At 41.9% G+C, this 20,486-nt stretch carries 15 protein-coding genes; 1 reads left to right on the top strand and 14 read right to left on the bottom strand.

Annotated elements, in window-relative coordinates; genetic code table 11:
• Positions 1 to 5: 5 nt before the first annotated feature.
• The 3 genes from kdpA to Q1W14_RS14775 all read right to left on the bottom strand — a co-directional run bounded on the left by kdpA (position 6) and on the right by Q1W14_RS14775 (position 3,826).
• Positions 6 to 1,712, bottom strand: coding sequence for a potassium-transporting ATPase subunit KdpA (gene kdpA / locus Q1W14_RS14765; RefSeq protein ID WP_300702722.1), 1,707 nt, complete (start codon positions 1,710 to 1,712; stop codon positions 6 to 8).
• Positions 1,713 to 1,735: 23 nt separating this feature from the next.
• Positions 1,736 to 1,816, bottom strand: a complete 81-nt coding sequence (locus tag Q1W14_RS14770; protein WP_300702747.1) for a potassium-transporting ATPase subunit F — start codon at positions 1,814 to 1,816, stop codon at positions 1,736 to 1,738.
• A gap of 666 nt (positions 1,817 to 2,482) precedes the next feature.
• The gene (locus Q1W14_RS14775; protein WP_300702724.1) at positions 2,483 to 3,826 is read right to left on the bottom strand and encodes a sigma-54 dependent transcriptional regulator; all 1,344 of its coding nucleotides are present in this window, start codon (positions 3,824 to 3,826) and stop codon (positions 2,483 to 2,485) included.
• Between the two features lie 269 nt (positions 3,827 to 4,095).
• Here Q1W14_RS14775 and Q1W14_RS14780 point away from each other — a divergent pair, with 269 nt between their 5' ends.
• Entirely contained in the window at positions 4,096 to 5,430 is a 1,335-nt protein-coding gene (locus Q1W14_RS14780; protein WP_300702727.1) for an aspartate kinase, read from the top strand.
• Here the strand turns inward: Q1W14_RS14780 and Q1W14_RS14785 are convergent.
• The 11 genes from Q1W14_RS14785 to Q1W14_RS14835 form a co-directional block, all read right to left on the bottom strand.
• Positions 5,393 to 7,012, bottom strand: coding sequence for a DUF4153 domain-containing protein (locus tag Q1W14_RS14785; RefSeq protein WP_300702728.1), 1,620 nt, complete (start codon positions 7,010 to 7,012; stop codon positions 5,393 to 5,395). The two genes, Q1W14_RS14780 and Q1W14_RS14785, sit on opposite strands and share 38 nt — an antisense overlap.
• Positions 7,013 to 7,094: 82 nt before the next feature.
• On the bottom strand, positions 7,095 to 8,282 hold the full coding sequence (locus tag Q1W14_RS14790) for an AGE family epimerase/isomerase (RefSeq protein ID WP_300702729.1): 1,188 nt from the start codon (positions 8,280 to 8,282) through the stop codon (positions 7,095 to 7,097).
• 50 nt (positions 8,283 to 8,332) lie between these two features.
• Positions 8,333 to 9,712 carry an MFS transporter gene (locus Q1W14_RS14795; RefSeq protein WP_300702731.1) on the bottom strand — a complete coding sequence of 460 codons (1,380 nt, stop codon included), beginning with the start codon at positions 9,710 to 9,712 and terminating at the stop codon, positions 8,333 to 8,335.
• A 20-nt stretch (positions 9,713 to 9,732) separates the two neighbouring features.
• Positions 9,733 to 10,911, bottom strand: coding sequence for a glycosidase (locus tag Q1W14_RS14800; RefSeq protein ID WP_300702733.1), 1,179 nt, complete (start codon positions 10,909 to 10,911; stop codon positions 9,733 to 9,735).
• Between the two features lie 20 nt (positions 10,912 to 10,931).
• Positions 10,932 to 12,044: a glycoside hydrolase family 26 protein gene (locus tag Q1W14_RS14805; RefSeq protein WP_300702735.1), complete on the bottom strand. Its 1,113-nt coding sequence runs from the start codon at positions 12,042 to 12,044 to the stop codon at positions 10,932 to 10,934.
• 123 nt (positions 12,045 to 12,167) lie between these two features.
• Complete coding sequence (locus Q1W14_RS14810; protein ID WP_300702736.1) at positions 12,168 to 13,631, bottom strand: hypothetical protein; 1,464 nt, start codon at positions 13,629 to 13,631, stop codon at positions 12,168 to 12,170.
• An 8-nt stretch (positions 13,632 to 13,639) separates the two neighbouring features.
• On the bottom strand, positions 13,640 to 15,418 hold the full coding sequence (locus Q1W14_RS14815) for a DUF6057 family protein (protein WP_300702738.1): 1,779 nt from the start codon (positions 15,416 to 15,418) through the stop codon (positions 13,640 to 13,642).
• Positions 15,419 to 15,439: 21 nt separating this feature from the next.
• On the bottom strand, positions 15,440 to 16,900 hold the full coding sequence (locus Q1W14_RS14820; protein WP_300702740.1) for a hypothetical protein: 1,461 nt from the start codon (positions 16,898 to 16,900) through the stop codon (positions 15,440 to 15,442).
• Positions 16,897 to 18,474, bottom strand: a complete 1,578-nt coding sequence (locus tag Q1W14_RS14825) for a DUF6057 family protein (protein ID WP_300702742.1) — start codon at positions 18,472 to 18,474, stop codon at positions 16,897 to 16,899. The genes Q1W14_RS14820 and Q1W14_RS14825 overlap by 4 nt, the downstream gene beginning before the upstream one ends.
• Positions 18,458 to 19,063 (bottom strand): DUF4369 domain-containing protein, encoded by a 606-nt coding sequence (locus Q1W14_RS14830; protein WP_300702744.1) that lies wholly within the window; start codon positions 19,061 to 19,063, stop codon positions 18,458 to 18,460. Before Q1W14_RS14830 ends, Q1W14_RS14825 begins: the two co-directional genes overlap by 17 nt.
• A gap of 18 nt (positions 19,064 to 19,081) precedes the next feature.
• A complete protein-coding gene (locus Q1W14_RS14835) occupies positions 19,082 to 20,227 on the bottom strand; it encodes a Rid family hydrolase (protein ID WP_300702745.1) in 1,146 nt (381 codons plus the stop codon).
• Positions 20,228 to 20,486 lie beyond the last annotated feature (259 nt).

Below are 20,486 nucleotides of genomic sequence, written 5' to 3' on the forward strand. Positions count from 1 at the left end.
ATAACTTAAAGACTAAATTGTTCTGCAAGCGTGCTCAATGCATGTGCCGGGAAGAATGACAATGCTGCAATAATAACAATCACCACAAATGTCATGATACTGAAGGTTACTGTATCCGTTTTCAATGTTCCGGCAGTCTCCGGTGCATGTTTCTTAGCTCCCAGCAATCCGGCTATGGCAACCTGCCCTACAATAGGCAAGAAACGACTGACAAGCAACACGATACCACAAGTCCAGTTCCAGAACGGAGTATTATCGCCTAATCCTTCAAAGCCCGAACCATTATTTGCCGCACAGGATGTATATTCATAGAACTGTTCGCTTAATCCGTGAAAGCCCAAGTTGTTCAGCCAACCACCTTCCTGGGCTACAAACTCGGGATGATGCACAAAGAGATAACTGGATAGAGCCGTAAATACAAGGATCACAAACGGATGGAGCAGAGCTACTATAGTAGCGATTTTCATTTCACGGGCTCCAACCTTCTTTCCTAAAAACTCAGGAGTACGTCCTACCATCAATCCACTGATAAAGACTGCTATAATAAGGAAGGTATAATAGTTCATCCAACCTACTCCAACACCGCCGAACCAAGTATTCGTCTGCATATTCAGCATAGCGTTCATGCCGGAAAGAGGCATCAGTGAGTCGTGCATACAGTTAACAGAACCGTTGGAAGTTACCGTAGTCGTTGTGCTCCACAGGGCACTGGCACCTGCGCCAAGTCTTACTTCCTTTCCTTCCATCGCACCACCATCCTGGGCTATTCCCATCTCCGAAATGCGTGGATTGCCACCCATTTCCTGATAAACGTTTATACCCGTAGTGACCAGATAACCCACCAGCATCACGCCAAAGATACAATAGCTCAACTTCTTGCGCTGTGTATAGAAACCAAGTGCGAAGATCATAGCCATCGGAATAATCAAGATAGACATACATTCTACCATATTGGTAAGATAAGTAGGATTTTCCAACGGGTGTGAGGAGTTTACTCCAAAGTAACCACCACCATTCGTACCTAATTGCTTGATAGGTATGATAGCTGCTGCGGGACCTTGCGAAACGAATTGTTCTTGTCCCTCAAGAGTAGTAAGCTGCATTTTTCCATCGAATCCCATCGGAGTTCCCTGGAGAATAAGAACAAAACCAACTAATAAAGAGAGTGGTAACAGAACACGTGTTACGCTACGAACCAGAAAGTACCAGAAGTTGCCTATGGTCTTCATTGTTCCCCACAACATGGATTTCATAATACCGGCCATAGCAGCCATACCAGTAGCAGCCGTAATAAACTGGAACAACATGATAACGAACAACTGAGTGAAATAACTTAAACCGGATTCACCACTATAGTGTTGCAAGTTACAATTAACAAGGAAGCTGATGCAAGTATTGAATGCCTGGTCTAGTGTTTGTGCCGCATTTCCATCGGGATTCAACGGCAAATGGCCTTGAAGCAGTAAGAGTCCCATGCCCCACAAAAACCAGAAAGCGTTCAACATGAGTAAGGCTTTCAGAAACTGTTTCCAGTTCATTTCTTCTTTGGGGTTGATTCCACTTACTTTATATATGATATTCTCTACAGGAGCCATAAAGTCCGACCAAGTCTTTTCTCCTCTATATACTTTTGCGATATAACGTCCGAGTGGATAAGCCAGTATTACCAAAAGTACAATCTGAACGATCACTCCTAAAATTTCTGTATTCATTGCTTTTCTTTAAACGTTAGTAGTTAGAACTTTTCGGGTTTGACGAGTACATACATCAAATATCCGAAGATTGCGATTCCTATTATAAATAGTGCTGTGTACATTTTTTCTTTTCTCCTTTTTCTTTAAATGTTTTCAAACCAATCTACACACTTCCAAAATAGCCAGAAGGCAGCCAATGTGCCACCAAAGCAAATAATGAATGATAATGTTAATCCCATGTTTTTACCTTTTTAAATTATTATTTTTATGCCTTTCTGCCATCTATGTGCCAAATGCGTGCCAAAGAAAAGAAATCAGAGTTACAAGTCTCATTTCCAAATATATAAAACAAATTTCACCTATAGAAAGATTTGGGAATACCCTACCAAAATGAAAAGGTTCAACCTATTTTGAAAAAGGTTGAACCTGCTAATGAGATTAAGTTATTATCTAACTGTTTTGAGCTAAACAGGGATGTTTTTTGATTCATTTATCTTTACATAAAACAGAGGTAACCTCAGTCGTTATCTTTGGTACTCTCTGTCGTTATGAGAGGCTGCCTCTGTCGTTATGTGAGGCTACCTCAGTCGTTATGTGAGACTACCTCAATGAAAACCACTGATATACAACATGTTACAAATGACAATTCTCAATTTCGGCAAAAAATATTTCCTGACAAATGGAGGCTATTACTATATGTTGTTTAGCTCATGTCTAAATGAAAATGAGCTAAACGAATAACGCAAAAGTAATAGAAGGAGAAATAAAACTAAGATTGTCTTTCTGTATTAGATCTTATACTCCTCAATCTTACGGTACAACGTTGTCAACCCTATCTTCAGCAAGCGGGCGGTTTCCGTTTTGTTACCTTTGGTATAATCGAGTACACGGGCAATGTGCCTGCGCTCCATAGCCGAAAGTTCGAAGCTATCGGGACTTGTTCCAGAGGATTGTTCGTAATGGGTATTCTGAATTTCTAAGGGTAAATCGGCAATATCCAGCTGTTCACCTTCGCAAACAATGAGGCAACGTTCTATTACATTACGTAGTTCACGGATATTACCTTTCCAGGGTTGTTGCTCCAATGTTTCGAGAAAAGCAGGGGTTATCTCGGTGATCGTCCTTCCCATTCGTTCGGAAAGGCTTTTCACAAATGCCTTTGCCAGCAGGCGCACGTCACCTGTACGATCACGCAACGGCGGTAGATGTACCTGGAAGACACTGAGACGATAGAACAAGTCTTCACGGAAATGATTGGCAGCAATCTCTTCGGGCAGGTTACGGTTGGTGGCGGCAATGATACGTACGTTGACGTGGGTAGGTTTTGTATCACCTATCTTTATATAATCGCCGGTTTCGAGAATGCGTAATAGTTTGGCTTGCAGTTCAAATGCCATCTCTCCTATTTCATCCAAAAAGATAGTACCGTTGTTTGCTTCTTCAAACAGTCCTTTCTTATCTTTCAGTGCACCTGTAAAGGAGCCTGCCTTATGACCGAACATCTCGCTTTCCAACAACTCTTTGCTGAAAGAAGAACAGTTCACAGCTACAAAACTCTGTTTGGCACGCTTACTATTATAATGAATGGCTTGGGCAAAGACCTCCTTACCGGTTCCCGTCTCTCCCGTCAATAATACGGGCACATCGGTCACCGAAACTTTCTGTGCAAGGGCAAGGGCATCTTTCAACACTTTAGATTCACCCAAAATAGAATCAATGCAATAAGTTTTTGCAATCTTATTTTCCAACTTCTCCAAACGGACATTCATCTGTGCCTTCTCTACAGCACGGCTTACCAAGGGGATAATCTTATTATTATCATCACCCTTTGTTATGTAATCGAAAGCACCATTCTTAATGGCTTGTACACCATCAGGGATATTACCGTGGGCGGTAAGAAGGATTATCTCCACATTGGGAGATTTCTTTTTCATAGCAAGTACCAAGTCCACCCCGTTTCCGTCGGGCAGGAATACATCGCACAATACTACATCGGGAACATGCAGTTCCAACTGCTTCAAGGCAGCTGCACAATCGCCTGCCTGACACACTTCATATCCTTCAAGTCCCAGCATGCGGGAGAGCAACGTACGTATTTGTACTTCGTCGTCTATAACAAGTATTTTACTCATTTTGATAAGTTGTTTAAGTTTGAAAGGCAAAAACAGGGCGCACAAATATATGGCTTTTATTGTAAATACGTGGCACATCTTTTGAACTTTCATTAGTGAGTGTGTAGAAAGAATTAGAATAAACCATTCTACAGTATCTCAGAAACACAGATCGAGGAACATCGAAAGTACAAAGAAAGCGATAAGCCTTCCTTTCATTTCGGAAAAGCCCTTTCAAAATGGAAAGCTTTCAGTCTCCTCCCAAACGATAACAATAAAAAAAAGAAGCAATGAAAGTACTTAATTTATGTGGTAACTCAATTGATACCGTCGAAAAGATGAAAAATATAGCCCAGCTATTGAAAAACGGCACTTCACAGTTCATCGTATTGTCCGCCGCAAGCACTGTATCCAATCATCTGGACGAGATTGCCGCCAACCTGTTTAATAGGGAAATAGAGCGGGCACACGAACAAATTACCAAACTGGAATTCCAATTCATCGATTTTGCCAATTGCCTGCTGGAAGATGAAATCCTCAAACAGAATGCTGTAAATTATATCATTGAACGCTTTCAGTATATATGGAAGTTTACCAAGAACTCTTTCACTGCTGCCGATGAAAAAGATATTATGGCACAAGGGGAACTCATAACTTCCGCTTTGCTTAACTCCTACCTGCGCGAACAAGGAGTGAAAAGCGTATTCATCTCCGCCTTTGACTTTATGCGTATCAATCTGGATGATAAACCGGATTACGAATATTTGGAGAAACGAATCAATGAAACCCTGAATATCAATTCCGATGCCGACCTCTTCATTTCACAAGGACAGATATGTAAAAACTGCTATGATGAAACGGCTTATATGAAAACCGGCGGAAGCGAATATACCTCCGCTTTGATAGCTAAAGCCCTGCATGCGGAAGAGATTGTCATTTGGAAGGAATTATTTTCTGATGCCAAAGAAGCGGAAGAAGCAAAAGATGCCAGCTTCACCAAGAATCTGATTTATAGTGAGGCAGAACGTCTCTCGCACTTCAATGTGGAAATTGTAAATCCGCTTTGCCTTTGCACCGCACAGGAGGAGAATATTCCCATCCGCTTGTACAATCCATTGGAGCAATCCGATAAAGGTATTCTCATTTCCGAATATCAGGATGAAACGACCGTCAAAGCTGTCGCTTCCAAAGATTCCATACTATACATCAAATTTGAATCGAACAATACGCTGCGCCCTTATCTATTCATCAGCAAGATTTTTGATACATTTGCCAAGTACCAAACCTCTCCCTGCCTGTTGACTTCATCCAGTAACAACATCTCTATTGCAACAGATAATAAGGGTTATCTATCTGCCATCTTGCGGGAATTGAACCGCTATGCCAAGATATGGGTGGAAGACCGTATGTCCATTGTCTCCATCATCGGGAACCTGAAATGGCAGCAACCGGGAGCAGAAGCACGCGTAATGGAGGCACTGAAAGATGTACCATTGCGCATGATAGCCTATGGAAGTAACTATACGGATATTTCTATGGTCATCAAGGCATCGGACAAGAAAAGAGCGATGCTAGCTTTAAAAGGAATCATTTCTCAAACACCAATACATCGCTATAATCTCTGAATCTAAATTCTTTATTTTCCAATCGCAAAATGCCATCTATTACCACTAAACAAGAGTCATTCCTGAAACAGAAAGGTTCTATATTCTCAGCATTCCTTCCCCATGAGGACATCTCATCCTTATATTTCTCAAAGTGTGTCTGAGCGTCAGCCTCCAATAGTAACCGATCTTTAAACCACACTTCCATCTGTTTTCCGTCGGAAACAATTATCCGGCAATTGGGTAGGTATTGCTTATACCCCTCAATATTTATATCGCTATTCGGGCAGGAGAAATACACCGATTCATCATCATTATCAGGTTCCAGAACCAGATTATTCACTCCGAAACGGTCAATTGCAGTTTCCCGACCAAGTGTATTCTCCAGGTAGACATAGCAGTCGTCCAACTGGCGGATGGTGTATTTTTGCAAACTATCTTTTGCTTGAAATGCCTCCGTATCCACCAACTTTCCCGTTTTTGTGTCCCACAATGAAAGTTCGCTTGCCATACGCTGCAAGCGATGAATCTGAGACTGGATACCAATATTACGTGCTGATATTCCGGGGATATACGTCAGCAAGATTATAACGGATGAACTCACCAACAACATCAAGCGGTAACTGCCCAAGCGTTTGCTATACAGGAAGAATACGTATAGCGTCATCAATATTCCGGCTGCCAGCAAATATACACGCGATTCGGTAAGACTATAGGTACATATTCTGTGCAGGGTGCCAATCCAGAACAATGCCAACGGAGGTATGGCAATAAAACCAAATGGACGGTAAAACCAGTCATACAGCCTTTGGCTGACAATGAGTTGCGCCATACGTCCCGCCATTGATACGATAATAAATGCCATTACCATATAAGCTACTCCACCTTTGGGTAACTCCCAATGTACCGCAATGGTCAGGAAATAAATATAAAGAATAACCGTATATATAATGATACCCGGAGAAAGGATGAAGTTCAAGACGAACTGTATGACATGGGGTAAGTTTTCCCAATCAGTATCTTCCTCTTGCTGCAACTGACAGAAGAACAAAGGTACAAAAATGTAGAATGTAAAATGAGCCACATATTCAATGAACTTCTCCGTAGAATTCCAATCGAAAATATAGACTACCGAGAAGTAGATTGCGGCAACCGCCCCCATCAACAGCAAGCCGATAGCAATAGAGAAAGCACCATTAACAAGCAATTTCACACTATGACGTGCAAAAGAGGTATTGTCATCGGTCTTCTTAAATCCAAGCAAAAGGAAAAGGGTCAATATCAATGTAAACCCATAAGCCGACGAGTTGGTGAAATCTCTCAATTGATCTGAGAGAAGGATTAAGGGCACTAGCGAGAGTAAAGACAAATAGTAAATCACAGCTTTTTTACCGGTGAAAAGGTAATGGCAGCTATAGGTCAGCACAAATAAGGTAGGAAACATTAAAGGCATTTCCCTCCATCCTTTGCTTTCTTCGTATGGCAATGAATCTCCGATAATAAAGAAAACAAAAAAACATAATCCTAATATGGACTCTACAAGATTATTTTTCAGGCAAGAAATCACTTGTTGCCTGATGGCTGATAATTGAAGTTTCTTCATGGCATCACGATTGATTGGATGCAACAAAAATAAGAAAACATTCTTAATTATCAGCCATCTGCAATACTATAAAACTGTATACCTATGAGAATCGTTCTATGATCTCCATACACATGCGTCCATTATGGTACGGGCATTTCCAAAAACCGGCTTTATCGTCGTCTGTATTTATAGTACCATCGGCACGTATACTCCAATGCCATTCGCCGTTTTTAGTGTCTATCAGGTTCTCCTTGATGTATTCCCAACAGCGAAAAGCTTTCTGCATGGCAACCCCGTCATCGAAATGCTGGTAAAGATTAGCATGTCCTACAACATTCTCTGCTTGTACCCACCAATGACGGTCGGCATCGGTCCGGTCTTTATCCAAGAAGGTTTCATAAATCATGCTACCGTCAGAAGCCAGACCTTCGTCGGCGGCGGCAGCAATGTATTCTACCAATGGTTCCACCTTTTCCAGCAGTTCTTTATCTCCTAAGACTAAAGCCGCCTCATGAATCAGCCAGGAAGCTTCTATATCGTGTCCGTATGAAACGATACGATACTTGCTCACCCAGTCATCATTAAAAAACAAATCAAGATGACCGGTTTTGATGTTGAGTATCTTTTCTGTAAATAAGATAATCAAGTTACGGAGCTGCGCTTCAAGACGTTTATCCTTCCACACCCGGAACAGGTTTGTATAAGGTTCCAGTATATGCAGGTGTGTATTCATTGTCTTGCGCTCGTTCTCGTCCTTATCACTCAAGCGCATATCGGCAATCTCACCCCATTCGCGGGTCAATGCTTCGCAATAACCATTCTTTACCGGATCGAAACTATGTGCTTCGATACTTTCAAAGATTCGGATGGCGTATGCCAGCGCTTCTTCATCGCCGGTGGCACGGTGATATTCGCTCAATCCATAGATGGCAAAGCCTAAAGCATAGATTTGCTTCTTCGTATCGAGGGGCTGTCCTTTACAATCGAGAGACCAAAAGATGCCTCCCTGCACTTCATCGTAAAAATGATCGATCAGATAACGTTTGGCACGGGTAGCCGCAGTCAAGTACTCTTCTTTTTTCAACAAACGATAAGCCGATGAGAATGTCCACAGAATACGGGCATTCAGGATGGCTCCTTTCTCCGCTTCGGGCATCAGTACTTCGCCGCCGGTGATTCGACCATAAAATCCACCGTTCGTCTCGTCTGTCATTTTATTTATCCAGAATGGAAGAATGTTGGCTACCAACTCTTCTTCCATTTCTTTACGCATATTCTTAATATCCATTTATCTCTTTTATTTTAAAGGCAAATGTGATCCTACTTTTCACTTTCCCGTCAACTTATACTTCTTTTCTCCTTCAATTCAGCAGCAATGGCATCCATCCGAGCTTTATTAAGCGGATAAATAAACAGAACCAGTATAGACACCGCAGCAATGGCAGCCGGAACAAAACTCATCAAATACTTCAACCCCTCCAAAGCTTCGGGTGTTTGCAAGGCATTCTCGGCAGTGTTATAACCGAAAGCAGCCAACAGTGCCATTACAGCCCATCCGGCAAATGCACCACCAAACTTTTGTGCCATAGAACCGGAAGAGAAGATTAATCCTGTAGATGCGGTACCGTCTTTCTGTTCGGCATAATCTGCTACGTCAGCATACATACTCCATATAAGTGGAGATACAATACCTGTACATATAGAAATCAACACCTGGAATATCATCATCAACCACCAGCCTAATCCATTGTTAGGTATAAAGAAGAACAAGATACTGAATACAACCAAACAAACCAATGATATCACGTAAGTAGATTTCTTTCCGAGTTTCAGTGAAAGAGGTACTGCCAATGCTACACCAATCATATTACAAACTTCACCCACCATAAGAAATAGTCCGGCATAAAGTACTAGGTTGAAGATGCCCAAGTCAAGAAATGCATTAGCACTAATATAGTCTTTGAAGAAGTAGGCGGCAGTGGCACCACGTACCGTATTAAAGAAATTGGAGAGCAGAGCTGCACCATTCAATATCCACCAGGGCGAATTGCGTACAAGTGACTTCAAATCTTTGCCTATAGACTCCGCTGCCACACTCTTGACATGCTCACGTGTCATGCTGAAACAAAGCAGGAAACCCAGAAAGCAAAAGATAGCAATTACGATCATAGCATATTGCCAACTGGCAGTAATACTGCATTCCATCGACCGGAACCAATTGCACAACGGTTCCCATGCACCCAATGCAATGAAGCTACCTCCATACGCAAAAAACATACGGTAAGAAGAGAAAACCGTCTTTGTGTTAGAGTCGTCTGTCATTACCCCCAACATCGCTCCGTATGGAACATTGATTGCTGTATATACAGTCATCATCAAGATGTAAGTGACGTATGCCCAAATGAGTTTACCCGTTGCCCCCATGTCGGGAGTAGTAAAGAGCAAGATTCCCGCAATGGCAAAAGGAGCCGCCACCCACAGCAAGTAAGGGCGATACTTACCCCAACGCGTACGTGTACGGTCGGCAATTACACCCATCATAGGGTCGGATAATGCATCCCATATACGTGTTACCAGCATCAGCACCCCTGCATCAGCCAAACTCAGTCCAAATATATTCGAATAAAAGAAAGGTAAATAGTAAGAGAATATTTTCCAAAACATGGAGGAAGACATATCTCCGAAACCATAACCTACTTTTTCTTTTAATGTTGCCATGATAAAATAGTGGTTTGTGATTAGTGATTAATCATTATTTTCAGGTTTTTATCAATCAACTTCTTCAATGTCTCTACCGAAGCAGACGAACGCAAGCCATCAGCAGGGGTATTCAAGCAATAATCTACCAACTTATCTACTGTCGAAGTAGCTACATGCATCCGTGTATCGGAAGAAGCGTAATAGATAAATACTTTTCCATCTTCATCGACAATCCAGCCGTTAGTAAAGAGCACGTTACTTACATCACCGATACGTTCTTCACCTTCGGGAACCATGAAAGCTCCGGCAGGAGTGGCAATCAGTTTCGTCGGATCTTCCAAAGAAGTCATGTACATATAGAGTACATAACGCAATCCCGCCGCACAACCACGAACGCCATGTGCCAGATGCAACCAGCCTTTCGACGTCTTTATAGGATGTGGACCTTCACCGTTCTTCACCTCTTTAATGGTGTGGTAATAGCGTTGGTCTATAATAGTTTCTTCTTTCACTTCAGCATTCGTCATGTCATCTACCAATGCCCAGCCGATACCACCACCACTTCCGGCATCAATAAAACCATCTTGCGGACGTGTATAGAGGGCATACTTACCATCCACAAATTCAGGATGAAGCACTACGTTGCGTTGCTGACTCTTGGTTTTCAAGTCCGGTAACCGCTCCCAGTTCTTTAAGTCCTTCGTGCGGGCAATGGCAGCCGTTGCCGTAGCCGATGACAAATCTCCGGCAGCTGCATTATCATCATGGCGCTCGGCACAGAAGATGCCATAAATCCAGCCGTCTTCATGAGCCGTAAGACGCATATCGTATATATTCGTTGCAGGTATTACATCTTCGGGCATCGTAACCGGATAATCCCAGAAGCGGAAGTTATCAATGCCATTGGGACTCTCGGCAACAGCAAAAAACGACTTACGGTCAGCACCTTCTACACGTACCATCAACAAGTATTTGCCATTCCATTTGATAGCGCCGGAATTCATCGTTGCATTCACACCTATACGTTCCATCAGGTAAGGATTGGAGTTTTCATCCAAATCATACCGCCAGAATACAGGTGCATGGGCTGCTGTCACTACCGGATATTTATAGCGGGTAAATATACCATTTCCCTCTTCCATAGCCACATTCTTTCTCGTAATTAACTCTTCATGCTTACGAAAGAGTTCTTCCATTTTTTCTCTAAAAGTTTTCATGTTTTAATTGGTTATGTTTGTTATTGATATAAGTTCGCATCTGCTGCGAACAAGGTTTTAGGGTTGTTATAGAATTCAACAAAATCTGCTGCCGAAGTTTGTCCCGGGTAAGGGGCATAGAAATGAGTTACCCGCTCACGAGCATTGCGCCATACCAGCACATATGCTACCGGATATTTCTCTATGGCAGGAAGCAAAGTACCTGTCCACCATTTTGCGTCGGGTATACCTTCGTAGCCTGTTTCGGTAATAGCGATCACCTTATCATGTGATTTGCCAATACTATCTACTATAGCCAATGATTTATCTAGTCCGGCAATGTAAGAATCGCGGTCGTTCTGGTAAGTATCAAAACCAATAAGGTCAATTATATCATCACCGGGATATCTTTTGAGGTATTGTGCGGTATCTTTCGGCTCTGACCCGGGTGAGTAAGCATAAAGGGCATTGTCCACTCCGTGTGTACGAAGACTATCTACCGTCATTCGCCAAAGTGTCTTATATTCATCGGGAGTACAAAGTTTCTCACCCCACCAGAACCAGCTTCCTGTATGCTCATGCCACGGGCGGAAAAGTATAGGAACTTTCACTCCGTCTGCCACTTTCAAAGAGTTCAGGAAATCGGCAACTTTACCCAACCAACCGGAGAATTTCTCATGATTCTCTCCACCGGGCAAGATGGACTTAACTACCGTAGTATCTGTCACATCCCATGAATCGCCTCCTGTCTTTGGGTTGCGTACATGCCAACTCAATGAAACCATGCCGCCGCGCTGATACTGATTAATTATTTCTTTTCTTATTTTATCAAAAGGCACTTTATCCAGACTATCATCGCCCTTCAGTTCTATTTCGCCTAAATCAAAACTGATTACTGCCGGATAATCGCCACATACGCTTTTAACATCCGAACGTCCTTCGTCGCCATCCCAACCAATGCCATATACGGTATCGTCATGATGTCCGAACATGATTCCTTTTGAGGAACTTTTCTTTAAATTGGTTAGTAGTTTCTCTGTTTCCTGTGTACGCACATAATTGGGCTCTTCAATTGTCTGCTGTTTTTTTGCTGAACTACAGGCAGACATCATACCTACCGCCAAGAGTGCTGTTAATAATCCTACTTTTTTCATATTCATGCTTTTCATTAATGGTATTGGTTACATAAAATCTTAACGCAAAGATAGCGGATTGCTCTAAGCGATAATGATACAATTTTATCCCTTTACAGTATTAATAAGCAGAATATAAAAAACTTATTGCCGTACTTTCACTTGAATGCGCTTGTCTGATACAATTCCACGCTCCACTTTACGACGTTCCAGCTCTACTGGCATATTCGTAAACTCAGGTACATTATAAGAATAAATTGAACGATCATAATATTCCCATGGGTTTTCCTGAGGTAACAGGAAGGGCTTACTTACCCGACCATCTTCATCTATACATGCCAGATACAGACGTGTATAGAGCCCATCTCCACGACGGCTACTAAATACAAACCAACGTGAATTACTGCTCCAATTATGAAAACTCTCCGTATCTTCACTATTCACTTCTTCTATAGGACGCTTCGTGCCATCCTGCAAATTTAGCAACCAAAGGTCAGCTTCTTTGTGCCAAATGGAAAAGTTACCATAATCTGATAAAGTGTACATGATATATTTTCCGTCATACGAAGGTCGTGGAAAAGAAATACTTTTCTTCATCGCCGCTGCATGTATCAATGTATCCACCCGATCACCAAAGGTTCCATGTTCCGGGTTGAAATCAATGCTACACAGATTGTAGCGAATTTCTTTATAAGCCTCCGGAATTGGTTTGGCTTCTGCTGAACAGAAGTACAGTTTACGTCCGTCCGATGAAAATACAGGAAAAGTTTCGAATACTTCTTTCTTTTGTAATAGTGGGGAAAGCAACAGTTCATGAGTTTCCGGATGGTAGACTACCACATCCGACGCAAGATCCAGCACTTCAACTCGTTCATCCTTTACCGCATGGAAGGATTGCCGTGTATTGTTCACAGAATAAGCAATGTATTTCCCGCTAGGATGCCAGTAAGGATACACACAAGCAGAAAGAATAGAGTCAGCTTTCGTATCCAGCAATTCACACTCACCTTCTATCTGCATCAAGGTTGCGCCATGTTGTCCACGGATGTGTATACTCATGTGATCCGGGTTGGTTTTATTGAAAGCATGGCAGTTCAGGCACATACCCGGCACCATTGTATTCTCCAGTAATGGTCGTTCTTCAAAAGTCGAAAGATCTCGTTCATAAATACCCATTTTACTATATACTTCAAAACCGGGAGCTATCTTCCGATATACTACCCCATAGTCTATAGGATAGGAACTGACATACATCGGGAAAGGGCGATATTGTTTCCACTTTCCCTCTTTCTTAATGCACACGGTAAACATAAGACTATCGCCTTGATTCTCTTTCAAAAGGCTTTGCCACTCGTCTTGCGGAAATAATACTATTTTATCATTAACATGCACTTCACCGGATTTTCCTCCGGTCACCGTTACATCTACACGTTCGTACTCTCCATCCAGGCAACTAAAGTTCATCGGAGCAATAGTAGCAGGTATCGTCACTCCAACATAATCGGGATAAATAGGAGGACATTCGTCTACCATCTCCGGCGAAATTACCGAACTGTTACAAGCTACCAACCACCAGCTTATCAATATATAAAATATAACCTTTCTCATCTTCCTGCTTATTGTTTAAATAACAAATAATACCAATATGTACCACCATAACGTTGTTGTAAGAATTGCTGTGCATTCTGCTGAGATGTATAAATCCGTGCAAAGTCCGTAACCTCTCTCATTATCTCCGGCGAAATACTCCAAGGTATACCTTCAAACGATTTATGTTTCTGCGTCCACATGTATACCAATGCTTCCTGATAACTACGGGGGATGTGATCATAACCCGCATCTTTACCTAATGGATAGTATTTCATAAAGCGTTCCAAATCACGTTGCTGCATTACATAACCTAACAAATATTCAAATGCCATCCGGTTCTGATGGTTGCTCATATATAGCAATCCCAACATCATATCTATTTCGCGGTTACTGAATAAGAAATCTTCTTTATAGCATAACTGCCTCAACCGCCCCCATTCCTTATGGGCATTAATTTTATCTTCGTTATATAAATAAGTCATGGCATCTTCCGCCCAATCTTTATAAAACATTGTTTTTCTCAATGCACGCAAGTATTTGGCAGCAACCTCGTATTGCCCGTTTATCAGATTTGTTTCTGCAAGGCGCTGGTAGCAACGAGCACTTTTACGGAAATTGGGTAGCGACTCCATTGCCTCGAAGGTAAAACGTTCTGCCGTATTTATCATGCCCAAATAATAATATGCTTCACTCGCCGGCAAAGGAGAAGTAAAATCGCGCTGAAATTCCGGTAATAAGCCTTCTGTTCCATTTTGATAAAACTCAAACATCCGGTCGCCCAGCTGCCCCGTCATGCCCAAAGCCAAATTCTGACAAGTAACGCTAAACGGTGAAGCTGGTGATTTCCGCTCTGCTTTCTTTATGATCTCCACCCATTGTTTGTTGCGCACCAAGCGATCATAATCCATCGCCTCCTCTTTGTTCATATCACAACTTGCAGTTATGAAGTAATATCCACCACAAGCTATAACGACCACTTGCAAAACTCCGCATAAGAAAACTTTCTTCTTTGGCTTCGGGAAGGCTGCTGCTATAAAAGGTAAAATAACCAACAATAAGGCTATGATTACCTCCATCCAAGGAATTGCTGCCGGAAAACGATAATAACCAATTCCACCCATCAAGCGATAAAGTGGATATTGCGCCCACAAGCTTGACAATAAAGGACAAGCTATCCCTAATATAGCTACTCCAAAGAACATGGATGCAGCACCAAAAAAATTGCGTTGCTTGATGCAATTCAAGAGTTCACGAACTATCACCCAGCCCATGAAAATGAAATGTACAGCCCCGGCTATCCAATACAAGAGCGGAAGGACAATTATGATAAAAACTGCCCGTTCCCACTTATCTTTCAGATTGGTATAGGCACAAGCAGCTAATAACACCAACAATAAAGAAACAACAAATGCCAACATAGCATTCTCATCACACATAAAATGCCACAAAAAGACTGAAGGCAAGAAACTCAAAGGATAATAAATATCAGCTGTCTTCTGTGCTTTCATTAATTTCCAGATCAAAAGCTGTAATGCTACAATCAATATAGCCAATATAAAAGCTCCAGTGGATGCTGAGTGGTAGAACTGCGTTAAATATTCTGCAATATATTCCGCCACTCCACCGGGAATAGCCACGCGCTCCCACCAATAATCTGCATCAAACAAGAATAGTTGGAACTGTTCCTGATAGGAAAGATGAGCCGAGTAAGTATTTCCCCAAAAGAGAAGTACAGTCAAATAAAAAGCGAGCGTCAAGCCTAGCTTCCATTTATCTTGCAAAACAGTAAAAAACTTATTACTCATAACTTGTAACTTTATCAAATACTATTTAAAACTTTCTGCCTTCAACTGCCGGTTTATTCGTTCAATGGTGCTTGCATCAAATGGAACGGAAGTTGCCGACAGATCGGGTATATTATAAGATTTCAACGTTAAATCATCTATTTCCGGATCCGATTGAGGTAGCACAAAAGGTTTGTGGGCATTGCCCCCGGCATCCAAATAAGCAAAATAAATCCGACCATATTGTCCGTCTCCCCGCTTACTGGCAAAAGAGAACCAACGACTGCCTGAGGACCAACTATGATAAGTGTCCGAACGATTGGAGTTCACCGCTTCCAAATGATTAATAGCTCCTGTCTGCAAATCCAGCAATTGAAGTTCCGTCTCCCGATGCCAGATAGGAAATGTTCCGTAGTCGGCTACGGTATATAGCAAATAGCGACCATCCGGCGAAACCTTAGGATGACAAACGGACCCTTTCATCGATTGCGCATTCCAAAGGGTATCTATACGATCTCCCCATGTACCGTGATCTGCATCAAAAGCAATGCGGCAAAGTGAATAGCGCAGTTGCTTCACGCTATCAGGCAAAGTAACTAATGGAGCAGAGCAAAAATAAACCCATTTACCATCGGCAGAAAAAGTTGGAAAAGTCTCCAGCATGGTAGAGTCTGACGTTAAAGGAGAAATAATCATGCGATTTTCATCAAAATCGGCTATTGCTAAATCAGAAGCAGTATCATAAACTTCTAAACGGCGGTTACCTTCTGCATGAAAAGCAGGAATAATAATATTGGAAGAAAAGACGCCAAAGCGTCCGCTTGGATGAAAATCACCATATACAGCCGCAGATATCATCTGTTCGTTTTTCAAAGTTAACTTGCGTAATTCTCCATTGCGATTCAATATAGTACCTCCACCGTCACCACGAAGATGGAACATAGAGAGATTACCACTGTTACTACCATGCACATGGCAGTTCATGCACTTACCATCCGCCAGACTATTATCTGCCAACACACGCTCGTCAAAGTTTTCTATACAACGTTCACGTATCTGCAAAGCATTCCAGACTTCATATCCGGGTTCTATCAAACGATAACTGACGTATGCATCAAGACGATCCGGAACCACATGCCAAGTAAAGGAAGGGTAACGCAACCATTGTCCACCTATATGCGCAGTAACCGTTATTTGCAGTTCGTGCCCTTTCGTTGCTTCCAGCAGTGTGTGCCAAGGTGTTAAAGGGAAAATTATTTTATTACCACGTGCATTTATTTGCAAACTGTCCGATGGGCCTTTCACAATAACAGACACCGCATCTACCCCTTCATTACGAAGCAAGAAGTTCAAAGGAGCTATATTGCAAGGAATCGTTACATCTTGATACTCCGGATAAAGTTCAAGCGGATGTTCTGCCGACTTTACGGATTCAGGATGAGGTATACATGCTTGCAAGCAGCACACTAATCCGGTAATAATTATCGCATAGAATGTTCTCATTGCTTCATCGTTGCATAATGGAAATAGAACCAGTAAGTTTTTCCATACTTTGCCTGCAAGGCTGTACCATCTCCATCACCAGCTTCATATAGTTTAGAATATTCGTTAAATTCATCCAGTATCTGGGGAGCAATCCGCCATTTTTTTACCTCGTCAATCGGTGCTTTATTTCCGGCGAGATAGATTAGCAATCCTTCGGCATAAAGTCTGCATGGCACCTTATCAGCAGAAAACTCCTGATAATCTTTGGCAAAAGCACCAATATCCTTATTCAACAAATCATAGCAAAGAAGATAATCCAACGCAATTTCATTCTCCGAATGAGTACGTAGCAGGTGACGTAAGGAGAGCGATATATTACCTGAAATTCGCAAAGTATCTGTTGCAGGAAGTAGCTGCTGCTTACGTTCCAACCATTGGCAAACCTCAGGCGTTTGTTGTCCGGGAATACGTCGTTCGGTCCACTCCCGATAGCAGAGTGTCTTTTTCAAAAGACGTAAATATTTCATCGCAGCTGCCTCATCCCCATTAATCAAATTGATTTCGGCTAAACGCTTTATGGCTCGTGCACCTGTATGATTAGGAGAAAATATCATCCCCAATATGGTAGCATGTTCTGCCATCGTCATATCTCCCAACGTAAACCATAGTTCATTGGCAGCATAAATAGTGATATAATTAGAAGTCGGTGCTACCGGAAGAAAGAGACCTAATGAAGCCGGCTGATAATATTCCATAAGCTTAAAAGGTAACTGTCCTCGTCGGGCATTCAAAAGATTATAATAGTACGTAGTGAATGAAGAATGCGGATCTTTCTCAGACAAAGTAGCCTGCACTCTATCTAAACGTCCGAAATACATTTCACAGTCAATGCGTAGCTGATACTCCCTTTCAAGATTAGGGGTATTATACCATAAGGTCGCAGGATAAGTATACGCTTGTGACCATGTAAATAAGCAAGAGCGTCGTACGATAGCAGGCAACGCACAAGTTTCAGCGAGTAAAATGAACCAAATCCAAATATTTCTACGATTCAATAAGAAGACAGTTGTCAGCCAAATTCCACAACCAAATAAATAGTAGCTGGCTGCTACGGAAATTAGTCCTACCGGAAGCGCTATCTTCCAAGATTTATGCATGTATTTGCAACAGCACAGAGCTATCACTCCACCTCCTATCAAAGCGAATGTAGCAGATAAAGGATAAGTGATTCCACATTGCCGCCCTACTTCCCATGCCACAGCCAGTATAGCCGGAAGCCATGCCCAACGGCCGATACAAGGAATGAACAATCGGAAAATAATGAATCCCCAAAGCAATAATACCAGTGACATTATCGCAGGACCAGCACCCTCGTAGTAAAAGAATTGAGTCAAGAAATCACCCATCAAACATGCCAATGCCGCAGGGTGTTCGAAATATTGGATCAACGTTTCAGAAGAAAACAAGAATAGCTGTATCTGTTCCCGGTGAAACAGATGATAGGGCAATATCTTAAAGAAAAACAAGAATAGTACCAAGGCACCAATTCCTACTACTCCCCATCCAATATATCTGCTATTGCAAGCTTTCATCCAACTTTCTTTGTTGTTCTTCGGTCAACGAGTTATGTAACATCTTCTGCATAAACTTACCTAATGTATTACTTCCTTGTTTTTGCAGAAAGAGGAAGTCTCTCTCCTGTTCTTGTAATCTCAAAGTATCACCTAGTTGTACTAAGCGTAAAGAATCCGCGCCAACCGCAGTTTTCAGTCCTTTACGGATAAACAGATAAGCTGTTCGCTTTTTTTCCCGGTCTTCCTTCCAACTTTGTAGAGCTTCATTTTGTGGTGTACCAGTCACCGAACCAATGGAATCAGCCTTTACATGAATAGTTCCCGGTTCTGTTACTACCAGTAACTCTTGTATTCGTAGACGCAAGATATGGCGCAAGCGTAAAACTCTCATTTCTTCACCAGTTCCTTTGAAAGAGAAAGTGGCATTCGCTATTTTTACAGAGTCTACCCGTCCCGGTACATTCTGCATAGGAACAAGATATATCCATTCACCATCGTATTTCTCAGAAGGTAATGTTCCCTGAATTATATAACTTTGTTCCGAGTTCCTACATCCTGCCAAAAGAAGGCTAATTATACATAAAAACAAGAATCGTGTTTTCATCATTTCAAATTATCATATATATTAAAAATCTGGCCAAGCGGCATTAATAACCTTCTTTACAGCCATGCATTCCATTTCGACCAACCAGCCGGTACGGCAAACAGGTGCCAATGTGAATACCTTTGGTATATCAGGAAAACGTTGGAGAAACATGTCCTTGACTACTGTATAATCAGCCATATCACGCAAATAAATTATAACATGAGCCATATCTTCAAAACTACAATCAGCTTCTTTCAATAAAGCTTCTACATTCTCCCACATCCGTTCTGTCTGGCGGCGAATATCCCCGGGATAAACAACCTCTCCACGGTTATTTATACTTGCTGTACCCGATATAAATACTTGGCGACGATCTCCATAATCTACAGCTGTTCCCCGCTCAAAACTCACACCATATTCATAAGTCGGATTGAGATGGGTACGAGCGTAGAGATACTTGATTTGTTCCGGTTGTAAACCATCTACTGCATAAGCATCAAGCAATACTAATACCTTCGGATCGGCAAAACTTCCGCCAATGCCTGTACTGGCAATATAATGTGTCTTCTCCGTTAAGTTTTGAGTAACAAAAACTTCATTACGCGCTTTCACTACACCGGCATAATTCGTATCAACATTCTGCACAAAAATCCATGTACGCAGACAATTCTTCGCTAAACTACATTTTTGTTCCATCAACCGCATTACATAGTCGTTCAGTAGCAAACGCATCTGATATTCTGAGTTAGCAGCACGGTTAAAGCTACCTCCCATCCATAATTGGCGGTATGAGCCATGAGTCACTTCGTAAAGACCATTGGATAAAACTTTTGTTTGCACACCTACTTGCAAGTACACCCACAAAGCTATTTTAGTACCATTCAACGGGGGCTGCTCTACCACAGACAAAGCACAATCCGAATTCTCGGCAATAGTGGCAAGCAATATATCGGTTTGATTGGCAGCATCACTCAAGAAGTATCGTTTGAATATAGCTACAGCACCTGCTAATTCTTTTTCTTGCAGGATGGCATAAGTATCCATCACCGCTTTCATCTGTTCGTGATAAGTTTGTTTTGGGTCAATAGCATGGACCATTAAATGATATTCCGCCACGCTGCCCTCCACGGAAAATGCAGATATTTCTGCCTTACTGAAAGGATAAGAATAAGATGTGTATTTCATATATAAAATCCAGTATGATTTGTCTACAAATATAGTTATAAATCCCCAAGGATAAGAATAATCGGATAAAAAAGACGAGAAACAATCTCTTCAGGGCAACTGCACCAGAATTCTTATTCATATCTTTCCCGTTTTGGGCTAAACGGGAATGCTTTTTGCTTCATTTATCTTTACATAAAACAGAGGTAACCTCAGTCGTTATCTTTGGTACTCTCTGTCGTTATGAGAGGCTGCCTCTGTCGTTATGTGAGGCTACCTC

This window comes from Bacteroides sp. (genome assembly GCF_030151085.1).
Classification (GTDB): Bacteria; Bacteroidota; Bacteroidia; order Bacteroidales; family Bacteroidaceae; genus Bacteroides.